At 62.6% G+C, this 19304-nt stretch carries 21 protein-coding genes and 1 pseudogene; 15 read left to right on the forward strand and 7 right to left on the reverse strand.

What is annotated here, in order from left to right; all coding sequences use genetic code 11:
* Positions 1–2: 2 nt before the first annotated feature.
* From AB7E19_RS19815 to AB7E19_RS19865, 11 genes and pseudogenes are all read left to right on the forward strand, one after another.
* Complete coding sequence (locus tag AB7E19_RS19815; RefSeq protein ID WP_113995577.1) at positions 3–932, forward strand: hypothetical protein; 930 nt, start codon at positions 3–5, stop codon at positions 930–932.
* 21 nt (positions 933–953) lie between these two features.
* Positions 954–1274: a hypothetical protein gene (locus AB7E19_RS19820; RefSeq protein ID WP_427936331.1), complete on the forward strand. Its 321-nt coding sequence runs from the start codon at positions 954–956 to the stop codon at positions 1272–1274.
* 16 nt (positions 1275–1290) lie between these two features.
* The gene (locus AB7E19_RS19825) at positions 1291–2385 is read left to right on the forward strand and encodes a hypothetical protein (RefSeq protein ID WP_427936333.1); all 1095 of its coding nucleotides are present in this window, start codon (positions 1291–1293) and stop codon (positions 2383–2385) included.
* A 140-nt stretch (positions 2386–2525) separates the two neighbouring features.
* Complete coding sequence (locus AB7E19_RS19830; RefSeq protein ID WP_182963434.1) at positions 2526–2939, forward strand: four helix bundle protein; 414 nt, start codon at positions 2526–2528, stop codon at positions 2937–2939.
* A gap of 308 nt (positions 2940–3247) precedes the next feature.
* Positions 3248–4279 (forward strand): reverse transcriptase/maturase family protein, encoded by a 1032-nt coding sequence (locus tag AB7E19_RS19835; protein ID WP_182963435.1) that lies wholly within the window; start codon positions 3248–3250, stop codon positions 4277–4279.
* A 200-nt stretch (positions 4280–4479) separates the two neighbouring features.
* On the forward strand, positions 4480–4683 hold the full coding sequence (locus tag AB7E19_RS19840) for a Com family DNA-binding transcriptional regulator (RefSeq protein WP_182963436.1): 204 nt from the start codon (positions 4480–4482) through the stop codon (positions 4681–4683).
* Positions 4640–5464 carry a DNA adenine methylase gene (locus tag AB7E19_RS19845; RefSeq protein WP_182963437.1) on the forward strand — a complete coding sequence of 275 codons (825 nt, stop codon included), beginning with the start codon at positions 4640–4642 and terminating at the stop codon, positions 5462–5464. The genes AB7E19_RS19840 and AB7E19_RS19845 overlap by 44 nt, the downstream gene beginning before the upstream one ends.
* A gap of 59 nt (positions 5465–5523) precedes the next feature.
* Positions 5524–5715, forward strand: coding sequence for a DUF6900 domain-containing protein (locus AB7E19_RS19850; protein ID WP_182963839.1), 192 nt, complete (start codon positions 5524–5526; stop codon positions 5713–5715).
* Positions 5712–5942, forward strand: a complete 231-nt coding sequence (locus tag AB7E19_RS19855) for a hypothetical protein (protein ID WP_182963438.1) — start codon at positions 5712–5714, stop codon at positions 5940–5942. The genes AB7E19_RS19850 and AB7E19_RS19855 overlap by 4 nt, the downstream gene beginning before the upstream one ends.
* Positions 5943–6097: 155 nt before the next feature.
* Positions 6098–6250: pseudogene (locus AB7E19_RS19860) on the forward strand (branched-chain amino acid ABC transporter ATP-binding protein); the annotation flags it as partial.
* Positions 6251–6332: 82 nt separating this feature from the next.
* The gene (locus tag AB7E19_RS19865; protein WP_069652902.1) at positions 6333–7178 is read left to right on the forward strand and encodes an AraC family transcriptional regulator; all 846 of its coding nucleotides are present in this window, start codon (positions 6333–6335) and stop codon (positions 7176–7178) included.
* Here the strand turns inward: AB7E19_RS19865 and AB7E19_RS19870 are convergent.
* On the reverse strand, positions 7157–7750 hold the full coding sequence (locus tag AB7E19_RS19870) for a LysE family translocator (protein WP_010672378.1): 594 nt from the start codon (positions 7748–7750) through the stop codon (positions 7157–7159). The two genes, AB7E19_RS19865 and AB7E19_RS19870, sit on opposite strands and share 22 nt — an antisense overlap.
* Before the next feature lie 163 nt (positions 7751–7913).
* Between AB7E19_RS19870 and glpE the strand changes: the two genes are divergently transcribed.
* Positions 7914–8237 carry a thiosulfate sulfurtransferase GlpE gene (gene glpE / locus AB7E19_RS19875; protein WP_005307320.1) on the forward strand — a complete coding sequence of 108 codons (324 nt, stop codon included), beginning with the start codon at positions 7914–7916 and terminating at the stop codon, positions 8235–8237.
* Positions 8238–8266: 29 nt separating this feature from the next.
* A complete protein-coding gene (gene glpG / locus AB7E19_RS19880) occupies positions 8267–9100 on the forward strand; it encodes a rhomboid family intramembrane serine protease GlpG (RefSeq protein ID WP_029313427.1) in 834 nt (277 codons plus the stop codon).
* Positions 9101–9510: 410 nt separating this feature from the next.
* Here glpG and AB7E19_RS19885 read toward each other — a convergent pair whose 3' ends face one another.
* Complete coding sequence (locus tag AB7E19_RS19885; RefSeq protein ID WP_045522594.1) at positions 9511–11928, reverse strand: VolA/Pla-1 family phospholipase; 2418 nt, start codon at positions 11926–11928, stop codon at positions 9511–9513.
* A 301-nt stretch (positions 11929–12229) separates the two neighbouring features.
* On the opposite strand from AB7E19_RS19885, the gene ubiK reads away from it, so the two are divergent.
* On the forward strand, positions 12230–12487 hold the full coding sequence (gene ubiK / locus AB7E19_RS19890) for a ubiquinone biosynthesis accessory factor UbiK (protein ID WP_041212039.1): 258 nt from the start codon (positions 12230–12232) through the stop codon (positions 12485–12487).
* A 139-nt stretch (positions 12488–12626) separates the two neighbouring features.
* On the opposite strand, the gene fre is transcribed toward ubiK, so the two are convergent.
* From fre to trxA, 5 genes are all read right to left on the reverse strand, one after another.
* Positions 12627–13325: an NAD(P)H-flavin reductase gene (fre, locus tag AB7E19_RS19895; RefSeq protein WP_010672373.1), complete on the reverse strand. Its 699-nt coding sequence runs from the start codon at positions 13323–13325 to the stop codon at positions 12627–12629.
* A 155-nt stretch (positions 13326–13480) separates the two neighbouring features.
* The gene (gene ubiD / locus AB7E19_RS19900; protein ID WP_010672372.1) at positions 13481–14950 is read right to left on the reverse strand and encodes a 4-hydroxy-3-polyprenylbenzoate decarboxylase; all 1470 of its coding nucleotides are present in this window, start codon (positions 14948–14950) and stop codon (positions 13481–13483) included.
* A 33-nt stretch (positions 14951–14983) separates the two neighbouring features.
* The gene (locus AB7E19_RS19905) at positions 14984–15991 is read right to left on the reverse strand and encodes a hypothetical protein (protein ID WP_322131777.1); all 1008 of its coding nucleotides are present in this window, start codon (positions 15989–15991) and stop codon (positions 14984–14986) included.
* A 106-nt stretch (positions 15992–16097) separates the two neighbouring features.
* Positions 16098–17363, reverse strand: a complete 1266-nt coding sequence (gene rho / locus AB7E19_RS19910) for a transcription termination factor Rho (RefSeq protein WP_010672370.1) — start codon at positions 17361–17363, stop codon at positions 16098–16100.
* A gap of 207 nt (positions 17364–17570) precedes the next feature.
* Entirely contained in the window at positions 17571–17897 is a 327-nt protein-coding gene (gene trxA, locus AB7E19_RS19915) for a thioredoxin TrxA (RefSeq protein WP_010672369.1), read from the reverse strand.
* A gap of 113 nt (positions 17898–18010) precedes the next feature.
* Between trxA and rhlB the strand changes: the two genes are divergently transcribed.
* Positions 18011–19300 carry an ATP-dependent RNA helicase RhlB gene (gene rhlB, locus AB7E19_RS19920; RefSeq protein ID WP_042879063.1) on the forward strand — a complete coding sequence of 430 codons (1290 nt, stop codon included), beginning with the start codon at positions 18011–18013 and terminating at the stop codon, positions 19298–19300.
* Positions 19301–19304 lie beyond the last annotated feature (4 nt).

The raw sequence follows: 19304 nt of genomic DNA on the forward strand, positions 1-19304 counted from the left end.
TCATGGCAAACGTGACTGAAACCTCGACCTGGGAAGGCGGTATCTACCAGATCGAAACCACCGACCCCGTGCTGGGTGGCCCCAATGGCATCGCCAACGTGCAGGCCAAGCAGCTCGCCAACCGCACCAAGTTCCTCAAGGAGCGTGCCGACCAAGTCGATGCGGCCAAGGGCGGCCGCGCCAACCTCAAGGAGCGCCTGGACGCCATTGAGGCGGCCACCGAGGCGCTCGGGCCGGATGCCCAGGACGCAACCCTGGCCGCCATCAAGTTCGCCATCGACCAGGCGAATGTGGCCAATCAGGGCGTGCGCGCGCTGCACCAATTCGCGCAGCAGGAAGGCGTGCTGGAGATCAGCAACCGGGGCGTGGTCAGCGGCTGCACTGTGACGAAGTCCACCACGGCCGCGCGCAACCTGCATATCTCGACTGGTACCTGCTTTGCACAGGGCCGAAAGTTTGCAGTGGCGGACGGTAACAATGCGGCCTCGGTGCCTAGCAATACCGGCTCGGGTGCCGTGACCGTGTTCGCCTATCTGTTCCAGGATGCCAGCGGCCTGTGGCGGCTGGCCGTGACGTCCATTGGCCAGGCCGTGCCGGACGGGTGCATCCGCCTCTACAACCTCACCGTGCCCGCCGGGTCGACGGATGCCACTGACCCCAACTTGGCGGCCGTCACGCTCACGGACGTGCGCCGCGTCGAGGCCGGGTTCCCGATCCTGCTGGACAACCCTGCCTCGGCATCGCCGCAGCTCGCTGCGCTGCCGGATTCGGCCTACCACGTCACCTTCGACGTGCTCTCGGCCAGCGGTGCGCCTGCCGAGGCTAAGAGCCTGGTGGTGGCCAGCCGCGCCCGCAACGGTTTCACCGTGCGGCTTGCCGCCGCTGCCGACAACGTGGTGGCCCGCTGGCGGGTCAGCCGCCTCAACGCCTAAACCCCTGAAAGGAGATCATCCATGCCACAAATCATCTTGAAGCAGTCGGGTCAGAACTCGGCCGACTTCTCCACCAACGGTGCTGTCATCACGGTCGCCGGTGTCGTCGTCAACTGCGAGGCCCGCGAGGAGGACGTCACGCAGACCATCGAAATCCGCCAGCACGAAGGCGTGGCCCAGGAGGGCGGCGAAGGCGAGTTCCTGGCGCAGATCGAAATCCCGGCCCGCCGCTATGTGGATGAAGAAGGCCCACTCGGCGAGGACGAGCAGCCGACCATCGTGCGCAGCCCCGTGCCGTTCGACCCCAACCGCGTCGCACTGACGCTGTGGCCCACCAACTGACCTAGGAGCACCACCCATGACTATCTTCATCAAAGACGACCTGCGCGCGAGCGTGGAAGCGGCCACGGGCGGCCTCGTCACCGTGCTCTACACGGCGGCCGGGCATCCGAGCTATATGAACGTGATCCCCAAGTTCAACTTGCAGGACATCGACCCGGCGCTGGGCACCGGGGTGCATCCGGCTTTCATCGTCAACGGTGTGGAAAAAAGCGAGCTGTTCATTGGCCAGCATATCGGCTGCGTGAAGGACAGCAACCTGCTGTCCTTCCCCGGCGCGGTGCCGCAGGTCAGCGCCAACTTCGACACCTTCAGGACGTGGGCAGCAAACAACGGCCCCGGCTGGCACATGATGACCAACGCGGAGTGGGCCGCCATCGCACTCTGGTGCTGGAAGAACGGCACGATGCCGCGTGGCAACAACCAGTACGGCCGCGACATCGGATCGCCGTGGGAAACGGCTCGGCGTGTCGATGGGGGCAATATTGGCGAGGCTGTCGGGAACGGACGCACTTACACCGGCTCCGGCCCGGCATCGTGGCGTCACAACGGTCAGGCCAACGGTATTGCTGACCTCAACGGCAACGTGTGGGAATGGTCTGCTGGTTTGCGCCTCAACAACGGAGAAATCCAGGTGCTGGCCAATAACGATGCAGCCGACAACACCAAAGACCAGAGCCGCACCTCGACGCTCTGGAAGGCGATCAAGGCGTCGGATGGTTCGCTGGTTGCGCCGGGTACGGCGGGTACTTTGAAGTATGACGCTTCGGGTGCCAACGGCACGGGTGGCAATGTGCTGTCCGACACCGTGACCAACCGCTCTGGCAATGTGGACGAAGATGACTATGTGAATGGCACCAGTCAGGTGTTTGAGAGCATGGGCGTGAAGAACGGCCTGACGGTGCCTGCCATTGCCAAGGCTTTGTGCCTTTATCCGGCTGTGGAGGGCTTGGGTGCTGACAATTTCTGGATGCGCAACCACGGCGAGCGTCTGCCTCTGGCCGGTGGCAACTATAACTTTGGTGCCTCGGCTGGGGTGTTCGCGCGCAATCTCTACAATGCGCGAACGAATGTTGTCAGCGGCGTCGGCGCTCGCCCGGCCTATGTTCTTTGAAAGGGGGGTGCGGTAGCACCCACCAGCAGCGCAACAGTATGTGATGGGTCTCCCGGTCGCGTTAGCGACCGGGCGATTTTTTTTTAGGGGGTGATGCGATAAAATCGCAAGCGGATTTTGATTGGGGAGGCGGGGCAGGAATGGCGGTTGATCGGGAGGCGCAATTAGTGCGGAAGTTCGTGGAGTTTGCAAAGCTCATGAACGTGTACCTAAATCACTTCCCTCGTCATGAGCGTTATGCCCTCTCGAACAGAATCCGCAACGCCGCCTATGAGGTCTACGACTTGATCGTGGAAGGTCAGAAGCGGTACCACAAGAAGACGTCTCTCACGCAACTTGATATCGCCCATGAGCAATTGCGGATGCAGTTGTTTCTGGCCTATGAATTGGGCTATTTCAAGTTCACGGACGGACGCACCGAAGGTAATGCGGCAGAAGTAGAAGCGAAGCGCTGGCAGGCGATAAGCAAGCTGGTGGATGAGCTGGGCCGCATGATCGGAGGTTGGATACGCCATGAGCTGGCCGAATCGAAAGATGCAGGACAGCAGAAATGACCAATCCATTGTGGTTTAAGGGCGGCCTACGATCACGTCTGCCTCTGGCCGGTGGCAACTATAACAATGGTGCCTCGGCTGGGGTGTTCGCGCGCAATCTCAACAATGCACGAACGAATGTTAACAGCAACGTCGGCGCTCGCCCGGACTGCGGCTTCTTCCTCAAACCTCGAATGGGGATAGTGGAGCCATAGGGATAGGTCGTCCTGCTTGCCCGCGCTGCGGGCGGCGAACTCGTAGTCACTCCGCGCTTTTTGGTAGGGGCATCCCGAAGACCAGCGCGGAGTTTTTTTTGGATTGGAGGGGCAATGAAACGGCACGGGAACCTGTTCGAGCAGACCTTCACCCGCGAGGCACTGTTCAACGCCTACGTCGAGGCCAGGCGCGGCAAACGCCTGCGCAAAGCCTGCTTCTGGTTCGACATCCGCGCCGGGGCCGTGCTCGACTGGCTGCACCGCCGTCTGCAGGATGGCAGCTACGAGGTTCGCGGCTATAAGCGGTTCCTGGTGCATGAACCCAAGACCCGCGAAATCTGCGCCCCGTGGTTCGGAGACATTGTGGTGCAGCACGCCATCTACGCTGTCATCCGCCCGCTCTTTGAGCGCACGTTCATCGACCAGTCCTACGCCTGCCGGATTGGCAAGGGCACGCATAAGGCTTCCGAGTACGCGATGGAGGCGCTGCGTAAAAGCCGCCCCGACAGCTACACCCTCAAGCTCGACATCAGGAAATTCTTTTACCGCATCGACCGGGGCATCCTGCGCCAGCTCATCGAGCGCAAGATCAAGGACAAGCGCCTGGTGGACGTGATGATGAAGTTCGCCGAGCTGCCCGAGCCGTTGGGCATTCCCATCGGCAACCTACTTTCGCAGATTTATGCGCTGGTCTATCTCAATGCCCTCGACCACTTCGTGAAGCGCGAGCTGAAGGTGAGGCTCTACTGCCGCTACGTGGACGACTTCATCCTGTTCGACCTCGACCGGGAACAGTGCCTGGAATACAAAGCACGCATCGAAGCGTTCCTGCACGACGAGCTGCACCTGGAGCTGTCGAAGTGGACGATGGCCAAAACCAAGCGCGGGGTGAACTTCGTGGGCTACCGCACCTGGCGGCGGGCCAAGTTCATCCGCAAATACAGCCTGTTCAAGTTCCGGCGGGCGGCCAAGCGGGGGAAGGCGGACAGCGTCATATCGCTGCTGGGCCATGCCAAGCATTCGCACTCGCTGGGGTTCATGTGGCGCACCATCCGCGAGGTCAATCCCGACCTGGTGCGCAAGCTGCCGCCGAAGGTGAGGCGCTTCTATCCAGCCAGGCCGCCCTTGCCGACAAAGCAAAACTAAAACGCTTGAATGGCGGCGGGTGGGGAAAAGCCGGATGCTACCGGCTGAAAAAGACGGGCGACCCCACCCGGTGCTGGAACACCGGACGGAACCCCAATCAAGCAGCACAAGCCTGCAAGACCGGCTAAGGCCCGCCACCCGGTACCAGGCGGTTCTAGCCTACCAGAATCTGCAAATGATTTGCAGAAAATGCTTGTTCCATGAAAGAGATTCGCTGTGCTGCTTGCTCCCGCAAGTTGGGAGAGGGGGTGTTCACCCGCCTTGTAATTAAGTGCCCGCGTTGCCGGGCGCTCAACGTCTTGAAGGCCGAGAGCCTCCCACCAGAACGCCGTCGAGCGTCCAGCATTGAAAGGATGCCCGATGGAAGGCTCCAAGAAAGCGAGGGCGCAGGCCCACTTCGATGACGTCCAGGCGGTGCCGCTTGTCCCCTGGGTGGGCGGCAAGCGCCGCCTGGCTCCGCATATTCTCCCGCTCCTGCCGGAGCACACCTGCTACGTCGAGCCGTTCGCTGGTGCGGCGGGCCTGTTCTTCTGCAAGCCGCCCAGCAAGGTCGAGGTGCTCAACGATGTGAATGGCGACCTGGTCTGCCTGTACCGCGTAGTGCAGCACCATTTGGACGAGTTCATGCGGCAGTTCCGCTGGTCGCTCACCAGCCGCCAGATGTACGCCTGGCTCCGGGAAACGAAGCCAGACACCCTCACGGACATCCAGCGGGCGGCGCGCTTCTTCTACCTCCAAAAGCTGGCCTTCGGCGGCAAGGTGGACGGCCAGACCTACGGTACGTCCACCACTGCCCCGATGCGCCTGAACCTCCTGCGGCTGGAGGAGGACTTGAGCGCGGCGCACCTGCGACTGCACCAGGTCAATATCGAAAACCTGGACTGGCATGCCTGCATTACGCGCTACGACCGCGAGCACACCCTGTTCTTCTGCGACCCTCCGTACTACGGCACTGAAGGCTATGGCGTCGAGTTCGGTCTGGAACAGTACGACCGCATGGCCGAGCTACTGCGCACGATGAAGGGCAAGGCGGCCGTCACCGTGAACGACATCCCGGCCATGCGCCAGGCGTTCAAGGGGCTGACGATGAAAAGCCTGGCCATCCGCTACACGCTCGGCAAGTCCGGGGCTGGGCGGCAGGAGCGCGGCGAACTGCTGGTGATGAATTACAAGCCAGGCGGTTGACTGTTCGGCCAGGTAGAGCGGTACTGGTGCCATCGCAACGCAAGGAGAACTACATGGCCATGCCAACCCTTTCACCCGCCGCCCAGGAGCATCTCCTGGCCATCGCCACCACCACGCTGGGCCTGGAAACCTTGGAGACGAGGAACTCGGACAGCCTGGACTTCCACGACCTGGCGGTCTGGTCGGTCAAGACGGCCCTGGAAGCTGCCTACCTGGCAGGAATGGTTGACCACCACCGGAGGGCTGCATGATGACGCCCATTGAGCAGAGCCTGACCGACTACCTCGGCGGCTACACCCGCAACAACCCTGCCTGCCGGGCGCACATCATGAGCTACCCGGACTGGCAGCGGATGGCCAGGTTGGAGCTTGATCGCCGCGCAGCCAGCCTGCTGTCGGTGCTGCCGGATGAAGAACTCCGGGCCATCGCCGAGGGCCAGGTCAACCTGCCCGAGCTGGCCAGGAACCTGCCCACCTGACCATCACCCACCCGGAACGAAGAAGGCCGCCCATGAGGCGGCCTTCTCGTTTGTGCGCGCTGGGCGCTTCTGCAATTCTCTTTCAACCTTTGACGCCCTACGGGCGGGGCGTTTATCGCGGCTCCGAGGCCGCAGTTATCGCGGCGCGCTTCAGGATGACCATCTTCCTGGTGGAGCAGAACGCGAACCAGGCGCTCAAGCTGGCGGATCGCGGCTATGTGCTGGAGAACGGCCGGGTGGTGCTGCAAGACACGGGAGAGGCCCTGCTGGCCAACCCCGCCGTCCGCCAGGCCTATCTCGGCGGCTGAGGATGCAGCAACCATCGTCACCCTTCCCCTGCCACGCTCCCCGAGCCCGGCAGGGGAACAGCCCCCCGCCGAGGAGCACATTGTGAGCCGTGCGCGGGCGACGCAGGATCAGCACCACTTCTGGCACGATCCCGCCCTGCCCTTCATCGAGGCGCGGGCGGTGCAGGATGGCCGGCGCGTCTGCTATGACAAGCACAGCCACCCCCACTTCTCCATCGGTGCCATCACCGGCGGCCACAGCCACTACCTCAACCAGCGCAGCCTGCAAGAGGTCGGCCGCGGCAGCCTGGTGCTGATGAACCCGGAAGAGGTGCATGCCTGCAATCCCGTCGCTGACCAGCCCTGGTCCTATCTGATGTTCTACATCGACAACCTCTGGTTGCAGCGCCAGCAGGAGGAGGCCGGGCTCGGAAACGCGTTTCGCCCCTTCGACATGACCGCAAGCCGGGATCCCCTGCTCTACCAGGGGCTCTGCCGGCTTCACCGGCAACTGGTGGAGGAGCCGGATCCCCTGGCTCGCGAAGTGGCCTGCCACCTCTTCAGCCGCCAGCTTCTGGCCAGGCTCACCCCAGCCAAGTGGGATGACCGCCCTCCCCGGCACCTGCAGCGAGCCGCCGAGCTGATGCAGGACGAGAGTGCCTGCGCCCTCACCCTGGCACAGCTGAGTGCGGTGGCCGGGCTTACCCCTTCCCACTTCGTGCGCGCCTTCAGCCGCCACTACGGCATGACGCCCCACGCCTACCTGCTCGATCAGCGCATTCGCCACGCCCGCACCCTGCTGCGCCAGGGGCAGCCCCTGGCGGAAGTGGCCCTTGCCAGCGGTTTTGCCGATCAGGCCCACTTCCAGCGCCAGTTCAAACGCCGGGTGGCCGCCACCCCGGGCCAGTACAGAGCGCAGCTCGCCCCTCAGGACGAGCGCACCAGATAGGCGGCGCTGAGCAGCAGCAAGAGCGCCATGGCCCGATTGAACCAGCGCAACCGGCGGGGAGAGACCAGCCACCCCTGCAATCGGCTGCCCGCATAGGCCCAGCAGGCGATGGAGCCGAGGCAGATCACCAGATAGATGCCGGTAAAGAGGGCGATCTGGCTCATGCCGCCCGCGATCCCATAGGCTCCCATCCCCATGCTGGCGGCGAGCCAGGCCTTGGGATTGAGCCACTGCATCAAGGCCCCGTACCAGAAGGCGGGGGGCACGCCCTCCACTTCCTCCACCTCGCCGCTGTCCACCAGCAACTGCCAGGCCATCCAGCCGAGAAAAAGCACGCCGCCCCAGTGAATGGCCCCCAGCGCCACAGGCCAGCGGGACAGGGCGCCGCCAAGACCCAGCCCCATCAGCAGGAGCAGCAGGATGAAGCCGAGGGTGGCCCCCACCACGTGGCGCAGGCTGGCCGTGAAACCGTACCGGGCGCCGGTGCCAAGGGCGACCAGATTGACCGGCCCCGGGGAGATGGACATGGCCAGGGCAAACCCGGCCATGGATAACAGCAGACTGAATTCCATGGATGATGCTCGTTCAATTGAGGGAAGTCCGAGCCTACCCGGCCCGGGCGGCCCGATATTGAAGAAAATTGCGATCCCCTGGATGCCGCCTCCATTGCACACTTAGCGCAAACCGCCGCTTGCGGTAAACTGCCCTTCAACCCTCCATTTTCAGGACATCTCAATGGACCAGTTTGCCCATATCAGCGCCCATGATGCCCACCAGAAGCTGAGCGCAGGCGAAGCCCGTCTCGTGGACATTCGCGATCCCCAATCCTTCGAGACGGCCCACGCGGTCGGCGCCTTCCACCTCACCAACGGCACCCTGGTTCGCTTTATGAACGAGGTGGACTTCGATACCCCCGTCATCGTGATGTGCTATCACGGCAACAGCAGCCAGGGGGCGGCCCAGTACCTGCTGCAACAGGGCTATGACGAGGTCTATAGCCTGGATGGCGGTTTCGAGGCCTGGCGCAGGGAGTTCCCCATCCAGGCGGGGGACGCATGACAGAGGCGGGTCGCTCCTCTTCGACCGGCATGATCCAGCTGCTGGTGCTGGGCGACGCCCGCATGGCCCAGGCGCTGGTGGATTATCTCGCTACCCTGGGCATTCCGTGCGAGCTGACCCAGTCCGAGCTCGGCGTCTCGGTCTGGCTGGCGGACGAACGGCGCCTCGCCCAGGCCCAGCAGGAGGTCAAACGCTTCCTGAGCGAACCCAATCATCCCCGCTACATGGAGGCCTCCTGGCAATCCGGCCATGCCGATGCCCGGATCGACTACAGCAAGGGGATGACGGATCCGGTCACCGACTTCCTCCACCAGGCGGGCCCCCTGACCCTGGTGGTCATCATCGCCTGCCTAGCCATCTACGCTCTGGATGCCATCGGCCTGCCCATCTTCGACGAGCTCGCCTTCCACCCCACCCTGGCCCAGTTCACCGACTGGCAGGCCTGGCGCTACGTCACCCCGGCCTTCATCCACTTCTCGGTGCTGCACCTGGTGTTCAACCTGTTGTGGTGGTGGTATCTCGGTGGCCAGATAGAGCAGCGCCTCGGCAGCGGCAAGCTGTTCATCCTGCTTATCGTCGGGGCTGCCCTGCCCAATATCGCCGAGTTCTTTGTCAGCGGCCCGCGCTTTGGCGGCCTCTCCGGGGTGGTCTATGCCCTGCTCGGCTACAGCTGGCTGCGAACCAGGCTGCAACCGGATTGCGGCCTTGCCATGCCGCCAGCCCTGATGGGCTTCATGCTGGTCTGGCTGGTGCTCGGCTTCCTGGACATGCTCGGCACCCCCACCGCCAACATGGCCCATTTGGTCGGCCTGCTGGTCGGTCTTGCCCAAGGCTGGCTGGACAGGCACCACAGGCCGGGGTGAGGCCTGGTTGCCGGCAACGGCTCGGCAACCAAAGCGACCACCAACATGGCTCACCTGGCGGGCCTGCTGATCGGCCTTGCCCAAGGCTGGCTGGACAGGCGCCATCGGCCAGGGTGAGGCCTGGTTGTCGGCAACTGCTCGGTAACCAAAGCGACCACCAACATGGCTCACCTGGCGGGTCTGCTGAGCGGCCTTGCCCAAGGCTGGCTGGACAGGCACCACAGGCCGGGGTGAGGCCTGGTTGCCGGCAACGGCTCGGCAACCAAAGCGACCACCAACATGGCTCACCTGGCGGGTCTGCTGGTCGGCCTTGCCCAAGGCTGGCTGGACAGGCACCACAGGCCAGCCTGAGCCGATTTGCCATAAAAAAACGCCGCCCCAAGGGGCGGCGTTTTTATTGGTCGGCCGGCTTACTGCTTGAGCAGGCTGCCGTCGGTCACCTTGACCGCGGTACCGCCGCTTGCGAAGAAGCTGCCGAACTGGGTCTGCATCTCGGTGGTGACGGCGCCGGTCGGATCGAAGTTCTCGTCCGGTGCCAGCAGCGAGCTGTGCCCCCCGGCCACGAAGCGGGCCGCTCTGTGGTTGGCGGCGCCGGTGGCGGTCAGCGGTTGCAGGGCCAGGACCTTGAACAGCGGCTCGGTGCCACCCAGCGGGGCGGTAGCGATGCTGTTCGGGATCACCCGATCCGACAGGCTCAGGGCGCCGTCGCCGACGATTTCGGTGGCAAACAGCGGGAAGTCCGCCGCGATGCCGCTCCCCAGGTTGATGGGGTCTGCCGAATCCAGCACCGACTGCGCCGCGAAACTGTAGCTCTGCAGGGTGCTGGCCGCCGTGGCCTGGGTGGCCGCATCCTGGCTCGGCAGGAACTCGTTGACGAAGCAGGTCGGCACCGCCGTCTTGCAGTTCGGGGCGTAGGCGGTGAAGGCTGCCTTCAGGGCCGCACTGCCAGCGGTCAGCACGCTCATCTGGATGGTCGGGCCGAAAGTCGGCGAGTTCAGCAACAGCGGCGCTATGCCGCCACCCGGCATGGCCAGGCCGCCAGTGTCGAACTTGAACAGGGCGTCTGCCGTCGGGTTGCCAACAGACTGGTTGGCCACCGCCAGCAGGTTGGCCCCCGCGATGGCACCCAGAGAGTGACCCAGGAAGTGTACCTTGAGGCTGCCTGCTGTGCCGATGGCGCCCTTGGCATTGGCCAGCCCCACCGCCAGACGCAGGCCCAGCAGATCCGCCACGCTCTGTTTCAGGTTGTCGCGGGCCACGGTCAGGTAGCTCAGGTTCAGGTAGGGGGTCGGGTTGTCGGAGGTGGTCACCGAGTCCATGCTGCCGGTCAGGGCGAAGCCGCGTTCACCGTGCAACGGATGATCGATCACCACCACGGCCACGTTCTTGCTCGCCTGGGCACCGGCACCAATCTGGCCAAGGGCCAGCGCATAGGCGTTCTCCTTCACGGAGGTGACGCCGTGCTGATAGATGATCACGTCGGTGATGTTCGCCAGCGGTGCGGCGGCGAAGATCCGCATCGGGACGGACTGCACCTCTTCCAGTGCCGGCAGCGGGTTGAAGCGCCCGATGTTCATCTCGGGATCCAGCGCCTTGCCGCCGGAGGTGAGGGTCACCCCGATCAGCTTGCTCGCCTCCGCCAGCAGCTCGGCCTGACGGCTCGGATCGGCGATGAGTTCGCCCAGCAAGGCCGGATCCACACCCGCCCCCACCAGGCCGCCGATCACTTCGGTATCCTGGGCCTTCAGGGCGTTCGCGATGGCGTAGAGGCTGGGGATAGCACCGTGCCAGGACTGGGTCTTCGCCTTGTCCCAGGAGCCGGCGGTGGCCGGGGAGGAGAGGAAGTAGGGCAGCTTGACGGTGCCGCTGTAGACGGTAGTACCCAAGGCCAGATTGTGGAGTGGAGTGCCGTCACCAAAAGCGGCGGCAATCGCATCCTTCTGCTCCTGGGGCAGGAAGTTCTCGGCGTCCAGCTGGGTCAGGAAGGGGCTGCCGCCGCTCACCGACAGGGTATAGGTGCCAGGCAGGCTGGTATTGCCCAAGGCGTCCTGCTTCCACAGGGCGGCAGCGTCCAGGGTCGGGCTCTTGAGCACGGATGCGGCCGCCCCTTTCACCGCCACCAGCACGTCGGCGCCGGACTGGGTACCGAACCAGTCGGAGAAGATCACGTGGTCGCTAGTGATGCCGGTGGCAGCCTTGAACAGCCCTTCCTGCAGCGCAATCAGGCCGCTGATGGTCTGCTCCTGGGCGTTGCTGCCGGTGCTGGTCTTGTAGTTGCTGTAGTCGCTACCCGGTCGCAGGGGGGCACCCGTGCTGTCTTTGAGGGTATCGGTCGCCACTATCATGTAGTAGGAAGAGGGGTTGAGCGGCTTGAGCGGCACCAGATTCAGCTTGCCGGTCGTCTCGGCCACCACGAAGTCCACCCCGTAGGTCAGCACCTTTTTCACGCCGCTCGGACGCAGGGCCGCACTGTCAAACTCCAGCTCCATCAGGTAGAGGGGGGCCACGGAGGCTGCGAATTCAGCAGCGGCCGGCGCCTTGACCTGGATGCCGGAGGCCGTCACCGGCACTATCTGGATCGCCTGGGTAGTCGACCAGCCATCCAGGGTGGAGAGGGCGGACACCGGGTTGGAGAGATCCGCCGTTTCCGTGGAGAATTTCAGGGTACCGTCGGTCGCACGGGCTGCCAGGGCGCTGGGTCGGACTGCATTGGAGCCGCTCAGCAGATAATCGAGATAGCTTGAGGTATCGCCTGTGTTGTCGTCACTGCCACCACAACCGCTCAGCAGCGCACTGACGACGGCCGCGTAAATTAGCTTTTTCTTCATATCCTTATCTCTTTTATGTTGTTATCCATGATGAGCCTGACGGGGTAGGGTTCAAACCCGACCGAATCATATTAACAGCAACGCAACAATTAATAAGCCTCTGGTCAGTCATCTGATCTGATTTTTTTGTGTACACCATCAAGGAATTGGAATTGATTCCCGGTGCCACAGGGTAGCAGCCAGGGTACATCAACCAGACCCGACCAGAGCCCGATGGGATCCATGGCGCAAAAAGCCGCCCCGATCTCGGCAAAGGGGACGATTTGTCGGTAGAATGGCGCCATTGCTTAAGGAGACCCCCATGATCGACCCGAAAAAACTGGAAGAGATCGCCAAACAGATACACAACGCCCTGCCCCCCGGCATTCGCAGCATGGGTGAAGAGGTGGAGAAAAAGACCCGTCAGGTCTTGCAGGCTCAGCTCAACAAGCTGGATCTGGTGAGCCGCGAGGAGTTCGACGTGCAGACCAAGGTGCTGCTGCGCACCCGGGAGAAGCTGACCGCCCTCGAGACCAAGCTGGCCCAGCTCGAGCAGCAGCTTGCTGCCAAGGGCGAATGATCCGGCGTGACCCGCCGTAGATAGCACAAACCCCAGCCAGGCTGGGGTTTGTCGTTTTTATGGGGACAACGAGTTTCTCATCCCCCCTTCTCTCGCAAGACGATAAGGGGGCAGATCGACGCTCTGCGGTTGGCCGTGGTCAGATAAACTCGTAGGCATCGCCGAAGATGCGCTCGGGCTCGGCGCCCAGCACCTTGAACTCTTCCCGCGCGGCACCGGCCATCTCGAAGCGGCCCGCCACATAGATGTCGTAGTCATGCAGGCTGACGAAGTCATCCATGATGGCCTTGTGCACCAGCCCGGTCCTGCCGGTCCAGTCGCTCTCGGGCTCCTGCACCACGGGAATGAAGGTCAGCGGCGCGTAGTCGCGCTCCCACTGCTGCATCTGCTCCAGCTCGTAGAGCCAGTGCGCCTGGCGTACGCCCCAGTAGAGGAACACCGGACGCTTGCTGCCGCTGCCGATCAGGTATTCCAGGATGGCGCGGGCATAGGAGAAGCCGGTGCCTCCCGCCATCAGGATCAGCGGTCGGGGGGATTCGTCGCGCAGGAACGCCTTGCCGGCGGCCAACTCGACCTCGATCTCTCCCTGCTCGCGCATGCGGGCCAGCACCTGACCGGCATAGGCATTCTCGGGAGTGGCACCGATCTGCAGCTCCAGCACGCCGGAGCGGGTCGGCGAGTTGGCGATGGAGAAGGGGCGCTTGTCCGAATCGCTCATCACCACCAGCAGATACTGGCCCGGCTTGAAGCTCACCTCCTGCTGCGGCGCCAGCGCCACGTGCCAGATGGTGTCGACATATTCGCGCAGTTCCTCTACGCGGCACTTGATACGTTGCATTCTTGTCCTTGTGAGGGGCCTGCCCGGCCCGCTTCGCTCATGGTTTCACTGTTTTTATGGCGACCAGTTGGTGGTCAGGTCCGTCGAGCATACCCAATTCGGCACGGCAATACCGCACTTTTGCGTCACAATGGCCGCGCCGCATCGGAGATCCCTCAGTCGAGGATCTTCAGCTCGTCCCAGATGGCATCGATCTTCTGCTTTACCGCCTCGTCCTGGACGATGGGCTGACCCCACTCCCGGTTGCTCTCCCCCGGCCACTTGTTGGTGGCATCCAGCCCCATCTTGGAGCCGAGCCCGGAGACCGGCGAGGCGAAGTCCAGGTAGTCGATGGGGGTGTGCTCGATCAGGGTGGTGTCCCGAGCCGGGTCCATCCGGGTGGTGATGGCCCAGATCACGTCCTTCCAGTCGCGGGCGTTGATGTCGTCATCGCAGACGATCACGAACTTGGTGTACATGAACTGGCGCAGGAAGGACCAGACTCCCAGCATCACCCGCTTGGCGTGGCCAGGGTAACGCTTCTTGATGGTCACCACCGCCATCCGGTAGGAGCACCCCTCCGGCGGCAGGTAGAAATCCACTATCTCGGGAAACTGCTTCTGCAACAGCGGCACGAACACCTCGTTGAGCGCCACCCCGAGCACCGCCGGCTCATCGGGCGGACGGCCGGTGTAGGTGCTGTGGTAGATGGCATCCCGGCGCATGGTCATGTGGGTGATGGTGAAGACCGGGAACTCGTCCACTTCGTTGTAGTAGCCGGTGTGATCGCCGTAAGGCCCTTCGGGGGCCATCTCCCCCGGCTCCAGATAGCCTTCCAGCACGATCTCGGCGCTGGCGGGCACTTCCAGATCGCAGCTCAGCGCCTTCACCACCTCGGTACGGCTGCCCCGCAGCAGACCGGCAAAGGCGTATTCGGAGAGGCTGTCCGGCACCGGCGTCACCGCGCCCAGGATGGTCGCCGGATCGGCGCCCAGCGCCACCGCCACCGGGAAGCGTTCGCCCGGGTGGGCCTCCTGCCACTCGCGAAAATCGATGGCGCCGCCCCGGTGATCCAGCCAGCGCATGATCAGCTTGTTCTTGCCGATCTTCTGCTGGCGATAGATGCCGAGGTTCTGCCGCTTCTTGTAGGGACCGCGGGTGATGGTCAGCCCCCAGGTGACCAGGGGCGCCACATCCCCGGGCCAGCAGTGCTGGATGGGGATCTGATCCAGATCCACCGCGTCCCCTTCCAGCACCACCTGCTGACAGGGGGCCGAAGAGAGCCGCTTGGTCGGCATGTTGAGCACCTGCTTGAAGATGGGCAGCTTCTCCATCAGCTCCTTGAGCCCGCGAGGCGGCTCCGGCTCTTTCAGGTAGGAGAGCCAGGTCCCCACCTGGCGCAGGGCGCTGACGTTGGGCTGGCCCATGCCCATGGCAACCCGGTCCGGCGTGCCGAACAGGTTGGTCAACACCGGCATGGTGTAGCCCTTGGGATTCTCAAACAGCAGAGCCGGGCCCCCCGCACGCAGGGTACGGTCGCTGATCTCGGTCATCTCCAGATAGGGGTCTATCTCGCGACTGATGCGCCTGAGCTGTCCGTTTTGTTCCAACTGCGCGATAAAATCACGCAAGTCCTTGTATTTCATGCAAGTACCCCAGCGGGATCAGGTGGTCCCGCATTATAACCCTGGCGGCGTATCCGGTGTACCCGTATCGGACCTCATGACGGACGAGGCGTGTCGCCGCTCCTGAAGCGTCAGCCGGTTTGCCAATTGACCCAGGAGCCTGGGCTCGTCCATCTGCAGCAACAGGCCGGCCACCAGCCCGCCATACTGGTGCTTGCCGAGTTCGGCCAGGAGGAACTGCTGGGCCCCGTCCGGCAAGGGGGAGAGGCGGCTGAGCTGGTGCAGGGCGGGGACCATCAGGCGGCTGTTCTGGCTGGCGGCGATCAGCAGATCGCTCGCCTCCTGCCCTGAATAAAAGCGGGAAATGGTGTGTAGCGCAGTCAGGCTATCGTGATCCACTGGCTGACGCCACAGCTTGAGGTAGAGTGCCGTCTCCCCGGTCTGTTCGATGAAGTGCAGCAGCAACTGGTTGTCCGGCAGGAAGAGATTGAGGGCGGCAAGCCGCTGCGCCTCTCGGCGCAGCACGGATACCGGCTGCCGATCGAGCACCGCCAGCAGGGCCTGCTGCTGCTGTGTCAGCTCGGGATTGCGGCTGTAGTAGACCTGCTTGAAGTCGAAGCGATCCTGCTCCAGCAACTGGCGATAGTTGTCCTGCCAAGCCAGCTGCTGCCAGTGGCTCAGCACCAGCCGGGCCTCGGCGGGGAAGTCGTAGGCGGGTAGCTGCACCAGGAAACCGTCCACCTTCCCTTCCACCAGCCATTGTGGCGCCTTGGCCGCTTGTGCCCGCACCCAGGCCAGCAGCGCCGGGCTCGGTGCGCCCGATGACTTGAGCTCACCCAGCAACTGGAACAACAGGAACTCCCGCTGCCCCACCGACAGGGTCTCGAGCAACGAGTCCATGGCATCAAACTGCCCGAGCGCCATACGGCCGTCCAGGTACGCCCGATGCCCCTCCAGTCCCTCGTCCGCCACCAGGGGAGCCTGCAATTGCGGCGGGGAATCGGCATGCGCCGGGGCCGCCAGCCACAACCAACCCATCCATATGAACAACACCAGCTTCATGACGTCCCTTTCCTTGTGACATCGAGGCTTCATACTACTAAGCCAGCCGTGAAATAGATAAACAAAAACCGCGACCTGGGCCGCGGTTTTGTCATTGAAGAGGCTGTTACTTCTGTTGACGCTTCATGGAGTCGAAAAACTCGTCGTTGGTCTTGGTCGCAGCCAGCTTGTCGATGAGGAACTCGATGCTGTCGATCTCGCCCATGGGGTGAATGATCTTGCGCAGGATCCACATCTTCTGCAGCTCGTCCGGTGCGGTCAGCAGCTCTTCCTTGCGGGTGCCGGAGCGGGTGATGTCGATGGCCGGGTAGACGCGCTTCTCGGCAATCTTGCGCGAGAGGTGCAGTTCCATGTTGCCGGTACCCTTGAACTCTTCGTAGATGACTTCATCCATCTTGGAGCCGGTATCGATCAGCGCGGTGGCGATGATGGTCAGGCTGCCGCCCTCTTCGACGTTGCGCGCCGCACCGAAGAAACGCTTCGGACGGTGCAGGGCGTTGGCGTCCACACCACCGGTCAGCACCTTGCCGGAAGACGGGATGACGGTGTTGTAGGCGCGGGCCAGACGGGTGATGGAGTCCAGCAGGATCACCACGTCCTTCTTGTGCTCGACCAGACGCTTGGCCTTCTCGATCACCATTTCGGCGACCTGGACGTGACGGGAGGCCGGCTCGTCAAAGGTGGAGGCGATCACTTCGCCCTTCACCATCCGCTGCATCTCGGTCACTTCTTCCGGACGCTCGTCAATCAGCAGCACAATCAGCTCACAATCCGGGTGGTTGTAGGCGATGCTCTGGGCGATGTTCTGCAGCAGCATGGTCTTACCGGCCTTGGGCGGTGCAACGATGAGACCGCGCTGGCCCTTGCCGATCGGGGATGCCAGATCCAGTACACGGGCGGTGATGTCTTCGGTGGAACCGTTGCCACGCTCCATGCGCAGACGCTCGTTGGCGTGCAGGGGCGTGAGGTTTTCAAACAGGATCTTGTTGCGGGAGTTTTCCGGACGGTCGTAGTTGACGTCGTTGACCTTGAGCAGGGCGAAATAGCGCTCGCCCTCTTTCGGCGGCCGGATCTTGCCGGAAATGGTATCGCCGGTACGCAGGTTGAAGCGGCGTATCTGGCTCGGGGAAACATAGATGTCATCCGGACCAGCGAGATAAGAGCCGTCTGCACTGCGCAGGAAACCGAAACCGTCGGTCAGGATTTCCAGCACACCGTCGCCAAAGATATCCTCGCCGCCCTTGGCGTGCGCCTTGAGGATTGCAAAGATAATGTCTTTCTTGTGCGCCCGAGCCAGATTTTCCAACCCCATGGATTCGCCAAGCTGGACCAGCTCGGACACAGGAGTGTTCTTAAGTTCAGTCAGATTCATAGTGGTGAAAGTCTGTAAGCAAGGATTGAAATGAGGAGACAGTCTGCTGGATTGATGCTGATCGGATTTGACTTGCCAGGCTGGTAGTTAAGCAAAGAGTCAGGCAAAAAGGTTAGCAAACGAGCGATAAACTAGCACCAATCAGGGTGAGCGTCTAGGTGATAAAACACAAGGAGCGCATTATTGCAATGCGCTCCTTCTTGAATATTACAGGTTGCCGTCCAGGAACTCTTTCAGTTGGGTCTTGGACAGGGCGCCGACCTTGGTCGCTGCCACTTCACCATTCTTGAACAGCAGCAGGGTCGGGATACCACGAATGCCGTACTTGGGCGGAGTGTCGGCGTTATGATCGATGTTCAATTTCGCCACGGTCACGCGACCTTCATATTCCTGAGCAACTTCGTTCAGGATCGGGGCAATCATCTTGCACGGTCCACACCATTCGGCCCAGAAATCGACCAGAACAGGGCTGTCGGCGTTGATTACATCGGCCTCGAAGCTGGCATCGCTCAGCTGAACAATCTTGTCACTCATCTCCAACTCCAGTCAGTAATTAAGGCTTTATTGATGGTTCAACAAAGGCAATAGTTGCCCTATTTGAAATGATCCTGTTTATTATTGCAAGCCTAACCTGATAACCTACCGCCATGAGCAAAACACATCTAACGACCGAAAAATTCGCCCAAATGGGCCTCGAACCCGAAGTTCTGGCTGGTCTGGAATCAAAGGGATTTCACTATTGTACGCCCATCCAGGCACTGTCCCTGCCCCTGCTGGTTGAAGGTCATGACCTCGCCGGTCAGGCCCAGACGGGGACCGGCAAAACCCTGGCTTTCCTGGCGGCGACATTCAACTATTTGCTGACCCATCCGCTGACCAGGCCGCGCCTCGTCAACCAGCCCCGCGCCATCATCATGGCCCCGACCCGGGAGCTGGCCGTCCAGATCTATAACGATGCAGAGAGCATGTCCGCCTCCACCGGGCTCAAGCTCGGTCTCGCCTATGGTGGCGAAGGCTACGACAAGCAGCTGGCCGTGCTGGAACAGGGCGTCGACATCCTGATCGGCACCACGGGTCGCATCATCGACTACTTCAAGTCCAAGGTCATTGATCTCGGCAACATCCAGGTCGTGGTACTGGACGAAGCGGATCGCATGTTCGATCTGGGCTTCATCAAGGACATCCGTTTCCTGTTCCGCCGCATGCCCCCCGCCACCGAGCGTCTGAGCATGCTGTTCTCCGCCACCCTCTCCCTGCGGGTGCAGGAGCTGGCCTATGAACACATGAACCACCCGGAACATGTGCAGGTCGAACCGGAACAGATGACCGGCGTGCGCATCAAGGAGGAGCTCTTCTACCCCTCCAACGAAGACAAGATGTTGCTGCTGCTCTCCCTGATGGAAGAGGAGTGGCCCGAGAAAGCCATCGTCTTCGCCAACACCAAGCACGTCTGTGAAGACGTTCACGCCTGGCTGGAGAACGACGGCCACCGCGTCGGCCTGCTGACCGGCGACGTGCCGCAGAAGAAGCGGATGAAGATCCTGGAAGAGTTCACCAAGGGCACCCTGGATATCCTGGTCGCCACCGACGTGGCTGCCCGTGGTCTGCACATCCCCGACGTGACCCACGTCTTCAACTACGACCTGCCCGACGATGCCGAAGACTATGTCCACCGCATCGGTCGTACCGGTCGCGCAGGCAAAAGCGGTCACTCCATCAGCCTGGCCTGTGAAGACTATGCCTTCAACCTGCCGGCCATCGAGGAGTACATCCACCACCCCATCCCGGTCAGCAAGTATGACCGCGAGGCGCTGCTGGATGACGTCACCGCGCCGAAACGGGTGTTCCGCAACCGCCAGCCGGTGAACCGCAACATGCGGGATCGCCAGGGCGGTGGCAACAGCAACAACCGTCGTCGCCCCCCCCGCAAGAACTGAGGGA

The sequence above is a fragment of the Aeromonas sp. genome (assembly GCF_050252055.1).
In the GTDB taxonomy this organism is placed as follows: Bacteria; Pseudomonadota; Gammaproteobacteria; order Enterobacterales; family Aeromonadaceae; genus Aeromonas; species Aeromonas caviae.

Bases quoted from the DNA above. Each gene is read 5' to 3' on its own strand.
- glpG (WP_029313427.1), top strand. From the start codon at position 8,267: ATGATCCAGCTGCTGGTGCTGGGCGACGCCCGCATGGCCCAGGCGCTG.
- rhlB (WP_042879063.1), top strand. From the start codon at position 18,011: ATGAGCAAAACACATCTAACGACCGAAAAATTCGCCCAAATGGGCCTC.
- AB7E19_RS19885 (WP_045522594.1), bottom strand. From the start codon at position 11,928: ATGAAGAAAAAGCTAATTTACGCGGCCGTCGTCAGTGCGCTGCTGAGC.
- AB7E19_RS19840 (WP_182963436.1), top strand. From the start codon at position 4,480: ATGAAAGAGATTCGCTGTGCTGCTTGCTCCCGCAAGTTGGGAGAGGGG.
- trxA (WP_010672369.1), bottom strand. From the start codon at position 17,897: ATGAGTGACAAGATTGTTCAGCTGAGCGATGCCAGCTTCGAGGCCGAT.
- AB7E19_RS19870 (WP_010672378.1), bottom strand. From the start codon at position 7,750: ATGGAATTCAGTCTGCTGTTATCCATGGCCGGGTTTGCCCTGGCCATG.
- AB7E19_RS19830 (WP_182963434.1), top strand. From the start codon at position 2,526: ATGGCGGTTGATCGGGAGGCGCAATTAGTGCGGAAGTTCGTGGAGTTT.
- fre (WP_010672373.1), bottom strand. From the start codon at position 13,325: ATGCAACGTATCAAGTGCCGCGTAGAGGAACTGCGCGAATATGTCGAC.
- AB7E19_RS19820 (WP_427936331.1), top strand. From the start codon at position 954: ATGCCACAAATCATCTTGAAGCAGTCGGGTCAGAACTCGGCCGACTTC.
- AB7E19_RS19850 (WP_182963839.1), top strand. From the start codon at position 5,524: ATGCCAACCCTTTCACCCGCCGCCCAGGAGCATCTCCTGGCCATCGCC.
- AB7E19_RS19855 (WP_182963438.1), top strand. From the start codon at position 5,712: ATGATGACGCCCATTGAGCAGAGCCTGACCGACTACCTCGGCGGCTAC.
- ubiK (WP_041212039.1), top strand. From the start codon at position 12,230: ATGATCGACCCGAAAAAACTGGAAGAGATCGCCAAACAGATACACAAC.
- AB7E19_RS19835 (WP_182963435.1), top strand. From the start codon at position 3,248: ATGAAACGGCACGGGAACCTGTTCGAGCAGACCTTCACCCGCGAGGCA.
- ubiD (WP_010672372.1), bottom strand. From the start codon at position 14,950: ATGAAATACAAGGACTTGCGTGATTTTATCGCGCAGTTGGAACAAAAC.
- AB7E19_RS19815 (WP_113995577.1), top strand. From the start codon at position 3: ATGGCAAACGTGACTGAAACCTCGACCTGGGAAGGCGGTATCTACCAG.
- rho (WP_010672370.1), bottom strand. From the start codon at position 17,363: ATGAATCTGACTGAACTTAAGAACACTCCTGTGTCCGAGCTGGTCCAG.
- glpE (WP_005307320.1), top strand. From the start codon at position 7,914: ATGGACCAGTTTGCCCATATCAGCGCCCATGATGCCCACCAGAAGCTG.
- AB7E19_RS19825 (WP_427936333.1), top strand. From the start codon at position 1,291: ATGACTATCTTCATCAAAGACGACCTGCGCGCGAGCGTGGAAGCGGCC.
- AB7E19_RS19845 (WP_182963437.1), top strand. From the start codon at position 4,640: ATGGAAGGCTCCAAGAAAGCGAGGGCGCAGGCCCACTTCGATGACGTC.
- AB7E19_RS19905 (WP_322131777.1), bottom strand. From the start codon at position 15,991: ATGAAGCTGGTGTTGTTCATATGGATGGGTTGGTTGTGGCTGGCGGCC.